Origin of the sequence: Stenotrophomonas sp. GZD-301 (assembly GCF_049310345.1) — a bacterium.
In the GTDB taxonomy this organism is placed as follows: domain Bacteria; phylum Pseudomonadota; class Gammaproteobacteria; order Xanthomonadales; family Xanthomonadaceae; genus Stenotrophomonas.
The window spans coordinates 46,266-59,881 of sequence record NZ_JBMOWY010000058.1; the positions used below are offsets into that span (position 1 = coordinate 46,266).

Below are 13,616 nucleotides of genomic sequence, written 5' to 3' on the forward strand. Positions count from 1 at the left end.
GCACCCCACCCTTCGTGGTTTTTTGTGAGTTGTGCTCCCCCCCCGCGACGGGGATAATCGGTCAGTGAACGACACCGATACCGCCCCCCTGCAGCTGCTGCACCTCGACGACCGCCTGGCGGTGGTCAACAAACCCGCCGGCCTGATGGTCCATGACAGCAAGCTGGCCCGTGGCGAGGACGACTTCCTCGCCGACCGCCTGCGCGACCAGCTCGGCAAGCCCATCTTCCTTGTCCACCGGCTGGACCGCGCCACCAGCGGCTGCCTGCTGCTCGCCTTCGACCGCGAGAGCGCCAGTGCGCTCGGCAAGTCGTTGATGGGCGGCGATGTGGCCAAGGATTACCTGGCGATCTGCCGCGGCTGGCCGGGCGAGGAGGCGTTCACCGTCGACCACGACCTGGACGGTGGCCCCGGCAAGCCGGTCAAGAAGCAGGCCATCACCCACTTCCAGCGCGTGGCCGTGGGCGAGATCGCGGTGCCGGTCGGCGAGTTCGAGACCTCGCGTTATGCGCTGCTGCGCTGCCAGCCGCAGACCGGGCGCTTCCGCCAGATCCGCCGGCATCTCAAGCACCTGTCGCATCACCTGATCGGCGACACCAGCCACGGCGATGGTCGCCACAACCGCAGTTTCCGTATGCAGGGCATCCACCGCATGCTGCTGCACGCCGAGCGCCTGCGCTTCCCGCACCCCGATGGCACGCCGATGGATGTCAGCGCGCCGGTGGACGGCGAGTTCCGCAAGGCGATGGACCTGTTCGGCTGGTAAACCGCTACGGCCGCCGCCGTTGCGTCACTTCTTTGCCGGCGCGGTCTCTTCGTTGACGATCGCTTCCAGGTCCTTCTGCAGGTCCACGAACAGCGGCTGCATCTTGTCCTGGATGGCGACCATCACGTTCTGCATCAGCGCCGGGGTCTTGTCGAGCAGGCTCTGGCCGGCCGCGCTCTCGTAGAACTCCGCCATCGCCAGCACGTCTTCCTTGCTGAAGGTCTTCTTGTACAGGTCCACGTACATCGGCCGCAGCTGCTGCCACGACAGCGCCTGGCGGATGGTCTGGTTGGTGCGCTGCTCGATCCGCTGCAGCTGCGCCTTGCGGGCATCGTCGAGGTCGCGCTGCTGGGCCACCTGGGCGAACTGCTGGCGCTGCATCGCCTCGATCTGCGGCAGCATGGTGTCGAGCATGCTCTGCGCGCGCGAGGCGGCCAGCAGGCGGTTGATGTCGGCGTCCGACGGAGGGGCGGCGATGGCCGGGGCGATCGCAGCCAGCCCCAGCACCAGGGCCAGGGCGAAACGGGTCAGGCCACGGCGGGCCGGCGGGTGGATCGAAAGCATGTGCGGGGCATCCTGCAGTGCATGGAACCCCGAGCATACCTTCCAGGCCGTCATCAGGCGGTAGTTTGAGGACGTTATCGGCCTCATCGGAGATGTTGCAGTCGCCCCGCAGGCGTTGCCCCCCTTACAATGCGCCGCATGGGAACCGGGCCGATCACCGTCAGCGCGCACTTGTCGATTCCGGACACGGAGATCGTCGAGCGTTTCGTGCGCGCCAGCGGGGCCGGCGGGCAGAACGTCAACAAGGTCTCCACTGCGGTGGAACTGCGGTTCGACGTGGCCAATTCGCCGTCCCTGCCCGAACCGCTGCGCACGCGCCTGCTGGCGCGGCGTGACCGGCGCATGACCGGCGAGGGCGTGCTGGTCATCGACGCCCAGCGTTTCCGTACCCAGGACCGCAACCGCGAGGATGCGCGCGAGCGCCTGGCCGCCTTCATCCAGGCCAGCCTCAGCGTGCCCAAGCCACGGGTGGCCACCAAGCCCTCGTACGGCGCGAAGCTGCGTCGCCTGGATGAAAAAAAGGGCCGCGCGCAGATCAAGCGCGGGCGCACCACACGCAATTGGGAGTGATCGCTTGAACAACCGAAGTCCGCTGTTGCCGGCCGTTCCGCCCAACATGCCGCAGGTCAAACCCAACCGCTTCCTGCGCTGGCTGGCCCGCTGCACGCTGCGCCTGGGTGGCTGGAAAGTGGTCGGCACCTTCCCGGACGTGCCCAAGCTGGTCTTCATCGTGGCCCCGCATTCCTCCAACTGGGACGGGTTCTGGGGCATGGCCGCCAAGATCGCACTGGGCATGCAGGTCAAAGTGCTGGGCAAGGCCTCGCTGTTCTGGTGGCCGCTGTCGCCGCTGCTGCGCGCCCTGGGCGTGATTCCGCTGGACCGCAGTTCGCCGCAGGGCACCGTCGAGCAGGCCGTCAGCCTGATCAAGGGCTCCGAGCGCATGTGGTATGCCATCACCCCCGAGGGCACCCGCAAGGCGGTGACCCACTGGAAGGCCGGCTTCCTGAAGATCGCGCGGATGGCCGACGTGCCGGTGCTGGCCGCGTACTTCCACTACCCCGAGAAGACCATCGGGATCGGCCCGCTGTTCTACTCCAGCGGCGACGATGCCGCCGACATGGCGGCCATCCGTGAGTACTACCGCCCCTGGCAGGGCAAGAACCGCGGCACCGTCTGAGCGCCGCCCGGCCCCGCCCCCGCGGGTGCCGGGGCGTGCACAGCCAGACGCCACGTCCGGCACATGCTGCCCACGGGCAATCGGAGTAGGGTGACCGGCTGTGGTTTTCCGCAGCCGCACCCCCTTCCAAGGAGCCCGTTTCATGTCGCGTACCGTAGTTTTGGCCGCTGCCATCAGCCTGGCGCTGGCGGCTTGTTCCGGCAAGGAGTCCACCCCCGTGACCGATACCCAGAGCCCCGCCGCGCAGCAGCCGGCCGAGGCCTCCACCAATCCCCTGTTGAGCGCCAGCACGCTGCCGTACCAGGCGCCGCCGTTCGACAGGATCAAGGACAGCGATTACCTGCCTGCCTTCAATGAAGGCATGAAGCAGCACCTGGCCGAGGTCCGCAAGATCGCCGACAACCCCGAGCCGGCCACCTTCGACAACACCATCGAAGCGCTGGAGCGCAGCGGCGAAACCCTGAACCGCGTGTCGCGCATCTTCTTCGGCCTGGTCCAGGCCGATACCAACGACGCGCGCCAGAAGATCCAGGAAGAAGTGGCGCCCAAGCTGGCCGAGCACCAGGACGAGATCAACCTCGACCCGAAGCTGTTTGCCCGCATCAAGACCGTGTACGACCAGCGCGACGCCCTGGGCCTGGACCCTGTGCAGAAGCGCCTGGTCGAGCGTGATTACCAGGAATTCGTCCGCGCCGGCGCGCAGCTCAACGATGCCGACAAGGCCTCCCTGCGCAAGCTCAACGTGGAAGAAACCACGCTGGCCACGCAGTTCCACACCCGTCTGGTGGCCGCGACCGCCGCCGGTGCCGTGGTTGTCGATGACAAGGCCAAGCTGGCCGGCCTGGACGAGGGTGCGATCAACACCGCCGCCGCCGACGCCAAGGACCGCAAGCTGGACGGCAAGTACGTGCTGCCGCTGCAGAACACCACCCAGCAGCCGGTGCTGGCCTCGCTGAGCGACCGCGACCAGCGCGCCGCTGTGCTCAAGGCGTCGGAAACCCGCGCCGAGAAGGGCGATGCCAACGACACCCGGCAGACCGTGCAGCGTCTGGCCCAGCTGCGTGCGCAGAAGGCCAAGCTGCTTGGCTTCGAGAACTACGCCGCCTACAGCCTGGCCGATCAGATGGCCAAGACCCCGGCCGCCGCGCTCAAGCTGCTGACCGATACCGTGCCCGCCGCCACCGCCAAGGCACGCGGCGAAATCGCCGAGATGCAGAAGGTCATCGACGCACAGAAGGGCGGCTTCAAGCTGGCTGCCTCCGATTGGGACTTCTACGCCGAGCAGGTGCGCAAGGCCCAGTATGATCTGGACGAATCGCAGATCAAGCCGTACTTCGAGATGGACAACGTGCTGCAGAACGGCGTCTTCTACGCCGCCACCCAGCTCTACGGCATCACCTTCAAGCCGCGTACCGACATCCCGACCTACCACCCGGACATGAAGGTCTACGAAGTGTTCGACAAGGACGGCACCTCGCTGGCCCTGTTCTACACCGACTACTTCAAGCGCGACAGCAAGTCCGGTGGCGCCTGGATGGACGTGTTCGTCGAACAGGACGGCCTGACCGGCGCCAAGCCGGTGGTCTACAACGTGTGCAACTTCACCAAGCCCGCCGCCGGCCAGCCCGCGCTGCTCAGCTTCGATGACGTGACCACCATGTTCCATGAGTTCGGCCATGCGCTGCACGGCATGTTCTCGAAGGTGAAGTACCCGTCGATTGCCGGCACCAGCACCTCGCGCGACTTCGTCGAGTTCCCCTCGCAGTTCAACGAGCACTGGGCGCTGGACCCCAAGGTGTTCGCCAACTACGCCAAGAACTACAAGACCGGCGAACCGATGCCGCAGGCCCTGGTCGACAAGATCCTCAAGGCACGCACCTTCAACCAGGGCTACGCGACCACCGAGTACCTCTCGGCCGCGCTGCTCGACCTGGCCTGGCACACCCAGCCGGCCGACGCGCCGCTGCAGGACGTGGCACCGTTTGAAGCGGCCGCGCTGAAGAAGTACAAGGTCGACCTGGCCCAGGTGCCGCCGCGTTACCGCACCACCTACTTCGACCACATCTGGGGCGGCGGCTATTCGGCCGGCTACTACGCCTACTTCTGGGCCGAAGTGCTCGACCATGACACCTTCGAGTGGTTCAAGGAACACGGCGGCCTGACCCCGGAGAACGGGCAGGTGTTCCGCGACAAGATCCTCTCGCGCGGCAACAGCGTGGAACTGGCCGACCTCTACCGCGAGTTCCGCGGCAAGGACCCGTCGGTGGAACCGCTGCTGGTCAACCGCGGCCTGAAGTAACGCGGCAGGTACCTGCCGTTGGTCGGTACTCCGATTGGTTCGACGCGAACGGCAGGGGAAACCCTGCCGTTCGTGCGTCCGGCATCACCCCCGCGCGATCACGTTCCCACGTGCACGCCTTCGCGCAGTTCGCTGCAGCCCAGGTGGTCCAGCGCGATCTCCAGTGCGTGCACGTAACTCTGCGCGCAGTAGCCGTGTGCCACACCGATGCGCTGGCCGGCATCGGCCGGCAGACAGGCTTCCGGCGTGCGCGCATCGTCGTCGTGCACCTCCACATACGGATTGCGCAGGTGCGGCAGCAGCCGCTGCAGGCGCACGCTGCCCACACACGCGCCCGGATCGAGCAGGGTGACTTCCCCCCGGCTGTGGTCGGCCACGCGCAGCGCGTCCAGCAGTTCCTGTTCCGACCCGCAGGCGCGGATCGCCACGGTGGTACCGGCGTCGATCGCGCGGTGCACCAGCGATTTGAGCACCAGCGCCGGCAGCGGCACCGCGGTGCGGATCAGCGCGCCACTGGCTTCCGGGCCACGGATGATGAAGATCGACATGGCTCAGGCACTCCCCACGGCGGGCTGCAGGCGGCGCGCGGCGATCGCCAGCGACAGCCGGCAGGCTTCCTCGCGGCTGCGGCCACACACCACCCGTGCCGCCGGCGCGTGCTGCGGGTGCAGGCGGTCATCCAGGGCGTCATCGTCGTTGCTGGCCATCTCGATGTACGGCGCCGGCAGCGCGTCCAGCGCCGCGCGCACGGCTGCACCGTACCGGGCCCACTGCGGGGCCGCCACGGCGGTGGTGGCGATCAGCACCCAGGCCGGGCGGCTGCGTCGTGCGGCCTGCAGGCAGCGCACCAGCGCCGGCAGCGAGTCGCAGTCATGGCAGGCCAGGCGGTGCCCGGCGACCCGGGCAGGCAGCGGCGCGGCATCCGGCGCCGCGCTCGGCGGCGTGTGCCGGATCAGCAGGATGGTCATGGAACACCTCGTTGGAGCGCCCTGCGGCGCGGTGGTGCCACGATGCGGCCGCAGGCCGTAAAACTGCCATGCCGGGCACGCCGTGGCCACGTAAAGACCGCGTAGCTTTCGGTGCGGTGCCGGGAACTTGCCGGCTGCCGTCGCGGTCACACCGCCACTACCCACCGAGCGCTGACATGGACACCCACGCCGCCACCCCCGAAGGGCACAACCGCGTACTGCACTGGCTGAAGAAGGAAGCCGTGCCGCTGCTGGTGATGCTGGGCCTGCTCGCGGCCGCGCGCGACACCCTGGCCAACCACTACCAGGTGCCCAGCGGTTCGATGCAGCACACCCTGATGCCGGGCGACCGCGTGGTGGTGGACATGCGCGCCTATGGCCTGCGCCTGCCGTTCACCGACCTGCAGCTGATGGCCACCGGCACGCCGCAGCGCGGCGATGTGGCCGTGTTCGATTCGCCGCGCGACGGCGTCCGCCTGATCAAGCGCATCGCCGCCGTCGGTGGCGACCGGGTTGAACTGCGCGATGGCCACCTGAGCATCAACGACCGCCCGCTGGCCGACGCCAGCCAGGGCGAGGTCGAGGACTTCGGGACCCATCTGGCCCAGCTCGACCTCGGTCAGGGCGGCGGCCCCGACATCGCTGGCCTGACCGTGCCGGCCGGCAAGGTGCTGATGCTGGGCGACCACCGCGGCAACAGCCTGGACGGCCGCTTCTTCGGCCTGGTCGATGCCTCGGCGCTGTACGGCAAGGCGTCCCGCGTCTATTGGCGCCGTGGCGACGGGTTCACCTGGCAGGCGCTGTAACGGGCCCAACGGCATTCCGCACCTGTCCCCACTGCAGTGGGGGCACGTGCCGAACCTGTATCGATATCTAAAACGTCTCAATCAAGACAGTTCAGGTTATGGATCGTCCTGTAACGGCTGCCTATCCTGACCGCTGATTCCTACGCACCGGCCCGCCCCCAGGGCCCTGACGCAATGAACGGCGACACCGCAGCCCTGACGCCCACCTCCCGCATCGAGCAGGGCACCCCCGCGTTCCGACGCACCGCAGCAGCGCTGTTCCTGGCCGGTTTCTCCACCTTCGGCCTGCTCTACACCGTGCAGCCGCTGCTGCCCGAGTTCAGCCGGCACTTCGGCGTGTCTGCGGCCAGCAGCGCGTTGACGCTGTCGCTCAGCACGGGCCTGCTGGCGGTGTCGATGCTGATCGCCGGGCTGGTCTCCGACCGCATCGGCCGTCGCAGCGTGATGGTGGCCGCGCTGCTGGCGTCCAGCGTGCTCTCCCTGGCCACCGCGATGGTGGATGACTGGTCCACCCTGCTGGTGCTGCGGACATTGCTCGGCATCGCGCTGAGCGGCGTACCGGCGGTGGGCATGACCTACCTCGCCGAGGAAATGGACAGCCGCGCGCTCGGCCTGGCGATGGGCCTGTACATCGGCGGCAACGCCATCGGCGGCATGAGTGGGCGCCTCATCGCCGGCATCGTCGCCGACCACTGGGGCTGGCGCTGGGGCATCGGCGTGGTCTCGCTGATCGCGGTGGCGAGCACGCTGCTGCTGTGGGTCCAGCTGCCGCCGTCGCGCCATTTCCAGAGCCGCCGCAGCGGCCTGCGTGAACTGCCGGCGCGCTGGCGCAGCCTGTTTGCCGACCCCGGCCTGCCGTTGCTGTTCGCCACCGCCTTCGTGCTGATGGGCGTGTTCGTCACCCTCTACAACTACCTCGGCTACCACCTGATGGCGCCCCCGTACGGCCTGAGCCAGACCGTGGTCGGCCTGATCTTCAGCGTGTACCTGGTCGGCACCTTCAGCTCGGCGTGGATGGGCCAGCAGGCCAACCGCTACGGCCGCAGCCGCGTGCTGGCCATCTGCTACGCGCTGATCGCGCTGGGCATCGCGCTGCTGGCGCTGCCGTGGCTGGGCTGCATGGCCGCGGGCATCGCGCTGGTGACCTTCGGCTTCTTCGGCGGGCACTCGGTGGCCAGCAGCTGGGTGGGCAGCCGCGCCGGTGCGATGCGCGCCGACGCATCGGCGCTGTACCTGTTCGCCTACTACCTCGGCTCCAGCGTGGCCGGCGTACTCGGCGGGGTGTTCTACACGCACTGGGACTGGCTGGGCGTGTGCGGCTTCGTCGGCGTGCTGACCGTGGCCGGCAGTATCGTCGCCTGGCGGCTGGGGCGGCGCGTGCAACCGGCCGCCGCCGCACTGGCGCTCAGCCGCTGACGGCAGCGTCGTCCGGACCGCCTAGCGTGGATCGGCTACGTGGCGCTCGTCCAGCAGCACGACGTCGTCGGCCAGCACGTGGAACGCCACGTTTTCAGCCATGAACTGAATGCTGAAGTGTCTCAACGACGGCGGGGCATGGGACGAGATCGCCCGCGACGCCGCCAGGCTGTCCGCGACCCAGTCGGACTGCAGGAATTCGGTCAGCTCACCGAGCGGGAACGCTCCTGATCCCGCATCGAACCGGAACAGTGCGCTGCCCGGAAACGGAAGCCTGATCAGTGAATGCACATGGCGGAAGCATATCTCCCGCGTCAGCATCACCATCGCCTCGTCGCCGGGCATTTCTCTTTCGTAGACCACCTTGAGCACGACATCCAGGCCCTGCGAGCGGAAGGAGACCTTCGATTCGCCATACCCGGCAACCACGCGTAGGGATTGAAGATGGAACGTGGTTTACCGATCAACATGGCTGTCCTTGTGTGGGGTGTTTCCATGCGGCTGCCGGCCTCGCCGATGCTCAACCGTTGGCCTGGCCCTGCAGCAGCCGGGTGAAGTGCGCGATCAGCGGCGACGCCGGACCGCGGCGGCAGGCCACGTGCACTTCCGAACTGGCGGCACGATCACTGAGGGCCACAAACCGCGCCCCATCCACCTGGATGTGACTACACGACGACGGCAGCACCGTGACGCCCAGTCCCGACGCGGCCAAGCTGATCAGCGTCGAGGCCTCGCCGGCCTCCTGCACGATGCGCGGCGTGAACCCGGCGCTGCGGCATAGCGCGATGACATGATCATGGATGCCGGCACCGACCTCGCGCAGAAAGCCGACGAACGGCTCGTGCGCGAACAGCCGCAACGCCACCGCCGCGTCGGCGGGCAGCCCGCGCACCAGCGGATGCTGGTCGTGTACCACCAGCGCCAGTGGATCGCTGAACAGCTTGCGCGACATCAACGGTGCCGGCAGCGCACGTTTGCGGATCAGCCCGACATCCAGTTCGCCGGCCATCAGGGCATCGATCTGCTGCAGGGTGTTCATCTCGCGCAGCTTCAACTGCACCTGCGGAAACTGCTGCCGGTAAGCGAAGATCGCCTGCGGAATCTGCGTGGACAGCGGCGTGGCGCGGGTCAGCCCGATGCGCAGTTCGCCGGTTTCGCCGCGCTGCGCGCGCTGGGTGAGGTCGACCGCCTTGTCCATCCGCTCCAGCACCGCGCGGGCCTGCTCCTGCAGCACGCGGCCGGCATCGGTGAGCTCCACGCGGCGGTTGGCGCGCAGGAACAGGCGCGCGCCGAGCAGGAGTTCCAGCTGGCGGATCTGCTGGCTGAGCGGCGGCTGCGACATGCCCAGACGTTCGGCGGCGCGCCCGAAGTGCAGCGTATCGGCCACGGCCAGGAAGTAACGCAGGTGGCGCAGTTCGATCGACATGGCAGGCGCGTCAGCGTTCGGAATGACCGCTTTCATCATAGCTGCGCGGACTGAACAGGTCCGGCTGGATCAGCTCGATGAAGGCACGCGCCTGCGGCGACAGGAACCGCCCGCGGCGCACGATCACCCCGTAGCTGCGTTCGGGGAACCAGGCGCTCATCGAGCGGGTGGCCAGGCGGTCGCGGTCGGCATCGTTGAGGCACAGCGCCGGCACGATCGAGATGCCCATGCCCATCGCCACGTACTGCTTGATCACCTCCCAGCCGCCCACTTCCAGCGCCACGGTGTACGGCACGCGCTGGCGCTGGAACACCTGGTCGACCAGGCGGTAGGTGATCTGGCGCTTGGGTGGCAGCACCAGCGGGTAGGCCGAGATCGCCGCCAGTGTCAGCTCGGGCAGGGTGGCCAGCGGATGCGCCGGCGGGGTGATCAGCACCTGCTCGAAGCGGTAGGCCGGGGCGTAGCTCAGGTCGGCGGGCACGTCGGTCATCGAGCCCACCGCCAGGTCGGCCGCGTCGCTGCGCAGCAGGTCGGTGCCATCGGCGCTGATCGCGTTGTGCAGGGTCAGGCGCACATCCGGATGGCGCTGGCGGAAGCGCTCCACGATGCGCGGCAGCAGGTACAGGATGGTGGAGCTGTTGGCGGCAATGTTGAGCTCGCCGGCGTCCAGCCCCTTCACCTTGTCGCGGAAGCTGGCCTCCAGCCCGTCCAGGTTCTCCACCAGCGGCTGCGCCATCTCGTACAGCAGCTGGCCCTCGCGGCTGGGTACCAGCCGGCGCCCGCTGCGCTCGAACAAGCCCACCCCCAGCTCCCGTTCCAGCGCCTGCAACTGCTGGCTGATGGCCGGCTGGCTGACGAACAGCGTCTCAGCGGCCCGTGAGACCGAGCCGAGACGGACCGTCTGGCAGAACGCCCGGAGCGGCTTCAGCCGATCGGATTTGTAGGAAAACCGGGGACTTGGCGGTCGCGGTGTAGGCATGGCGTAACGAGTATAAGCACTACTTATGTAAAGCATTGCAATAACTGCTTTGTCAAATACAGATACGGCGGCGCACGGTGTAGCCCTACCGCACCGCAGGAGTCGTCCATGTCCGCCGTCGCTTACGCCACCGCCCAGCCCACCCCTGCCGACGCCCCGGCCACGCCGGGCATCGCCCTCACCACCCAGCTCGCCGGCCAGTCCGCGCTGCTGCCGGCCGGGGTACTGGCGCTGCTGGTGTCACTGCACCGTGCGGTGGAGCCCGAGCGCCAGCGCCGGCTGCAGGCGCGGCAGACCCGCCAGGCGTTCTTCGATGGCGGCGGCCTGCCCGACTTCCGCACCGATACCGCCGCCATCCGCGCCGACGACTGGACGGTGGCGCCGATTCCGGACGCTCTGCAGGACCGCCGCGTGGAGATCACCGGACCGACCGATCCGAAGATGGTCATCAACGCCCTGAACTCCGGCGCCAAGGTGTTCATGGCCGACTTCGAGGATTCCACCGCCCCGGCCTGGCGCAACCTGCTGGCCGGCCAGCAGGCGCTGATCGGTGCGGTGCGCGGCGACCTGACCCATACCGCGCCCAACGGCAAGCAGTACGCACTGCGCCCGTTGAACGAGCAGGCCGTGCTGATCGTGCGCCCGCGCGGCTGGCACCTGGACGAAAAACACGTGCGCATCGACGGCCAGCCGCTGGCCGGCGGTCTGTTCGATGCGGCGGTGTTCGCGTACCACAACGCCCGCACTCTGATGTGCCGCCAGCGCGGCCCGTACTTCTACCTGCCCAAGCTGCAGTCGATGGAAGAGGCCGCGCTGTGGGAAACCGCGCTGTCGCACATCGAGGGCATGCTCGGCCTGCCGCACGGCCAGATCAAGGTGACCGTGCTGATCGAAACGCTGCCGGCAGTGTTCGAGATGGACGAGATCCTGCATGCGCTGCGCGACCGCATCGTCGGCCTGAACTGCGGGCGCTGGGACTACATCTTTTCCTACATCAAGACCTTCCGCCGCCATCGCGACAAGGTGCTGCCCGAGCGCGGCCAGGTGACCATGACCCAGCCGTTCCTGAAGGCGTATTCGGAGCTGCTGATCAAGACCTGCCATCGCCGTGGCGCACACGCGATGGGTGGCATGGCCGCGCAGATTCCGATCAACCACGATCCGGCCGCCAACGAGCAGGCGATGGCGCGGGTGCGTGCGGACAAGCTGCGCGAGGTCAGCGCCGGCCACGACGGCACCTGGGTCGCGCACCCGGCGCTGATTCCGGTGGCCCAGGCGATCTTCGACGCGCACATGCCCGGGCCCAACCAGCACCAGGTGCTGCGCCGCGACGTGCAGGTGGATCGCGACGCCTTGATCGCCGCCCCGGCCGGCACCATCACCCGCGCCGGCTTCGAGGGCAACGTGGAAGTGTGCGTGCGCTACCTGGCCGCCTGGCTGGATGGCAACGGCTGCGTGCCGATCCACCACCTGATGGAGGACGCGGCCACCGCCGAGATCAGCCGCAGCCAGTTGTGGCAGTGGCTGCATACCGGCGGGCAGCACCTGGACGACGGCACCGCCATCGACCTGGCGCTGCTCGACGCCACCCTGGCCCAGTTGCCGGCCCGCCTTGGCGACCGCAGCGCGCTGCCCGGTGCGGCGCGCATCGAGGAGGCCATCGCCCTGCTGGCCGACCTCAGCCGCCGCGACGAACTCACCGACTTCCTGACCCTGCCCGCTTACGACCGCATCGATTGAACCACCCCGCATCCTCCCAACCGTAGAGCGGGGCGCTGCCCCGCTGCACCCATCGCACCCCTGGAGACACGCCATGAGCACGCTGCCGACCGCCGAACAGATCCAGCACGAATGGAACACCGACCCGCGCTGGGCCGGCATCCAGCGCAACTACAGCGCCGCCGACGTGGTCCGCCTGCGCGGCACCGTGCACGTGGAGCACTCGCTGGCGCGACTGGGCGCGGAGAAGCTGTGGAAGTACCTGCACGAAAAGGACTTCGTCAACGCGCTCGGTGCGCTGACCGGCAACCAGGCCATGCAGCAGGTCAAGGCCGGGCTCAACGCGATCTACCTGTCCGGCTGGCAGGTGGCGGCCGACGCCAATCTGGCCGGCCAGATGTACCCGGACCAGTCGCTGTATCCGGCCGATTCGGTGCCGGCGGTGGTCAAGCGCATCAACAACACCCTGCTGCGCGCCGACCAGCTGCACCACGCCGAAGGCAAGGACGACATCGACTTCCTGCAGCCGATCGTGGCCGACGCCGAGGCCGGATTTGGCGGCGTGCTCAACGCATTCGAACTGATGAAGGCGATGATCGAGGCCGGTGCCGCCGGCGTGCACTTCGAGGACCAGCTGGCCTCGGTGAAGAAGTGCGGCCACATGGGCGGCAAGGTGCTGGTGCCGACCCGCGAGGCGATTGAGAAGCTGAACGCCGCGCGCCTGGCGGCCGACGTGCTCGGTGTGCCCACCCTGCTGGTGGCGCGTACCGATGCCGAGGCGGCCGACCTGCTGACCAGCGACATCGACGCCAACGACCAGCCGTTCGCCACCGGCGAGCGCACCGTGGAAGGCTTCTACAAGACCCGCAACGGCCTGGACCAGGCGATCAGCCGCGGCCTCGCCTACGCCCCGTACGCCGATCTGATCTGGTGTGAAACCGGCAAGCCGGACCTGGAGTTCGCGCGCCGCTTCGCCGAAGCCATCCATGCGAAGTTCCCGGGCAAGCTGCTGGCCTACAACTGCTCGCCCAGCTTCAACTGGAAGAAGAACCTGGACGACGCCACCATCGCGACCTTCCAGAAGGAGATCGCGAGCTACGGTTACAAGTTCCAGTTCATCACCCTGGCCGGTTTCCACGCCCTGAACTACTCCATGTTCAACCTGGCGCACGGCTACGCGCGCCGCCAGATGAGCGCCTTCGTGGAACTGCAGGAAGCCGAGTTCGCCGCGGCCGACCGTGGCTTCACGGCGGTGAAGCACCAGCGCGAGGTCGGCACCGGCTACTTCGATGCCGTCACCCAGGCGATCCAGCAGGGCCAGTCCTCGACCACCGCCCTGACCGGGTCGACCGAGGAAGAGCAGTTCAGCGCCGGGCGCGCGGCCTGAGGATCACCAAGGGCGGCCAGGGAAGGCCGGGGCGGGGGGGGGGGGGGGGGGGGGGGGGAGGGAGGGGGGGGGGGGGGGGGGGGGGGTGGGCTAGTGGAGGGAGAGGCAA

At 68.3% G+C, this 13,616-nt stretch carries 14 protein-coding genes; 8 read left to right on the forward strand and 6 right to left on the reverse strand.

All coding sequences use genetic code 11. The features are described 5' to 3' along the window. The first annotated feature begins 64 nt into the window (after nucleotides 1-64). Entirely contained in the window at nucleotides 65-766 is a 702-nt protein-coding gene (locus ACO6VK_RS16075; RefSeq protein WP_422508847.1) for a pseudouridine synthase, read from the forward strand. Between the two features lie 24 nt (nucleotides 767-790). On the opposite strand, the gene ACO6VK_RS16080 is transcribed toward ACO6VK_RS16075, so the two are convergent. Beyond that, nucleotides 791-1,330, reverse strand: a complete 540-nt coding sequence (locus ACO6VK_RS16080; protein WP_422508849.1) for a DUF2059 domain-containing protein — start codon at nucleotides 1,328-1,330, stop codon at nucleotides 791-793. A 138-nt stretch (nucleotides 1,331-1,468) separates the two neighbouring features. Between ACO6VK_RS16080 and arfB the strand changes: the two genes are divergently transcribed. From arfB to dcp, 3 genes are all read left to right on the forward strand, one after another. Next, nucleotides 1,469-1,900 carry an alternative ribosome rescue aminoacyl-tRNA hydrolase ArfB gene (gene arfB / locus ACO6VK_RS16085; RefSeq protein WP_026070967.1) on the forward strand — a complete coding sequence of 144 codons (432 nt, stop codon included), beginning with the start codon at nucleotides 1,469-1,471 and terminating at the stop codon, nucleotides 1,898-1,900. Between the two features lie 46 nt (nucleotides 1,901-1,946). Next, a complete protein-coding gene (locus tag ACO6VK_RS16090) occupies nucleotides 1,947-2,507 on the forward strand; it encodes a lysophospholipid acyltransferase family protein (protein WP_422508870.1) in 561 nt (186 codons plus the stop codon). A 142-nt stretch (nucleotides 2,508-2,649) separates the two neighbouring features. Continuing rightward, a complete protein-coding gene (dcp, locus tag ACO6VK_RS16095) occupies nucleotides 2,650-4,806 on the forward strand; it encodes a peptidyl-dipeptidase Dcp (protein WP_422508852.1) in 2,157 nt (718 codons plus the stop codon). A 98-nt stretch (nucleotides 4,807-4,904) separates the two neighbouring features. Here the strand turns inward: dcp and ACO6VK_RS16100 are convergent, their stop codons facing one another. Together ACO6VK_RS16100 and ACO6VK_RS16105 are read right to left on the reverse strand one after the other, a co-directional pair. Beyond that, a complete protein-coding gene (locus tag ACO6VK_RS16100; RefSeq protein WP_422508854.1) occupies nucleotides 4,905-5,354 on the reverse strand; it encodes a 3-dehydroquinate dehydratase in 450 nt (149 codons plus the stop codon). A 3-nt stretch (nucleotides 5,355-5,357) separates the two neighbouring features. After that, complete coding sequence (locus tag ACO6VK_RS16105) at nucleotides 5,358-5,774, reverse strand: hypothetical protein (RefSeq protein ID WP_136006694.1); 417 nt, start codon at nucleotides 5,772-5,774, stop codon at nucleotides 5,358-5,360. A 176-nt stretch (nucleotides 5,775-5,950) separates the two neighbouring features. Here ACO6VK_RS16105 and lepB point away from each other — a divergent pair, with 176 nt between their 5' ends. Together lepB and ACO6VK_RS16115 are read left to right on the forward strand one after the other, a co-directional pair. Next, nucleotides 5,951-6,580, forward strand: a complete 630-nt coding sequence (gene lepB / locus ACO6VK_RS16110; RefSeq protein ID WP_422508856.1) for a signal peptidase I — start codon at nucleotides 5,951-5,953, stop codon at nucleotides 6,578-6,580. Nucleotides 6,581-6,754: 174 nt separating this feature from the next. Continuing rightward, entirely contained in the window at nucleotides 6,755-7,996 is a 1,242-nt protein-coding gene (locus tag ACO6VK_RS16115) for an MFS transporter (RefSeq protein WP_422508858.1), read from the forward strand. A 21-nt stretch (nucleotides 7,997-8,017) separates the two neighbouring features. On the opposite strand, the gene ACO6VK_RS16120 is transcribed toward ACO6VK_RS16115, so the two are convergent. The 3 genes from ACO6VK_RS16120 to ACO6VK_RS16130 all read right to left on the reverse strand — a co-directional run bounded on the left by ACO6VK_RS16120 (nucleotide 8,018) and on the right by ACO6VK_RS16130 (nucleotide 10,401). After that, the gene (locus ACO6VK_RS16120) at nucleotides 8,018-8,368 is read right to left on the reverse strand and encodes a hypothetical protein (RefSeq protein ID WP_422508860.1); all 351 of its coding nucleotides are present in this window, start codon (nucleotides 8,366-8,368) and stop codon (nucleotides 8,018-8,020) included. A 148-nt stretch (nucleotides 8,369-8,516) separates the two neighbouring features. After that, nucleotides 8,517-9,422: a LysR substrate-binding domain-containing protein gene (locus ACO6VK_RS16125; RefSeq protein WP_422508862.1), complete on the reverse strand. Its 906-nt coding sequence runs from the start codon at nucleotides 9,420-9,422 to the stop codon at nucleotides 8,517-8,519. 10 nt (nucleotides 9,423-9,432) lie between these two features. Next, nucleotides 9,433-10,401: a LysR family transcriptional regulator gene (locus tag ACO6VK_RS16130; protein ID WP_422508864.1), complete on the reverse strand. Its 969-nt coding sequence runs from the start codon at nucleotides 10,399-10,401 to the stop codon at nucleotides 9,433-9,435. A gap of 108 nt (nucleotides 10,402-10,509) precedes the next feature. Here ACO6VK_RS16130 and aceB point away from each other — a divergent pair, with 108 nt between their 5' ends. After that, complete coding sequence (gene aceB, locus ACO6VK_RS16135; RefSeq protein ID WP_422508866.1) at nucleotides 10,510-12,141, forward strand: malate synthase A; 1,632 nt, start codon at nucleotides 10,510-10,512, stop codon at nucleotides 12,139-12,141. Nucleotides 12,142-12,214: 73 nt separating this feature from the next. Then, a complete protein-coding gene (gene aceA, locus ACO6VK_RS16140) occupies nucleotides 12,215-13,507 on the forward strand; it encodes an isocitrate lyase (protein WP_422508868.1) in 1,293 nt (430 codons plus the stop codon). The last annotated feature ends 109 nt before the right edge of the window (nucleotides 13,508-13,616 follow it).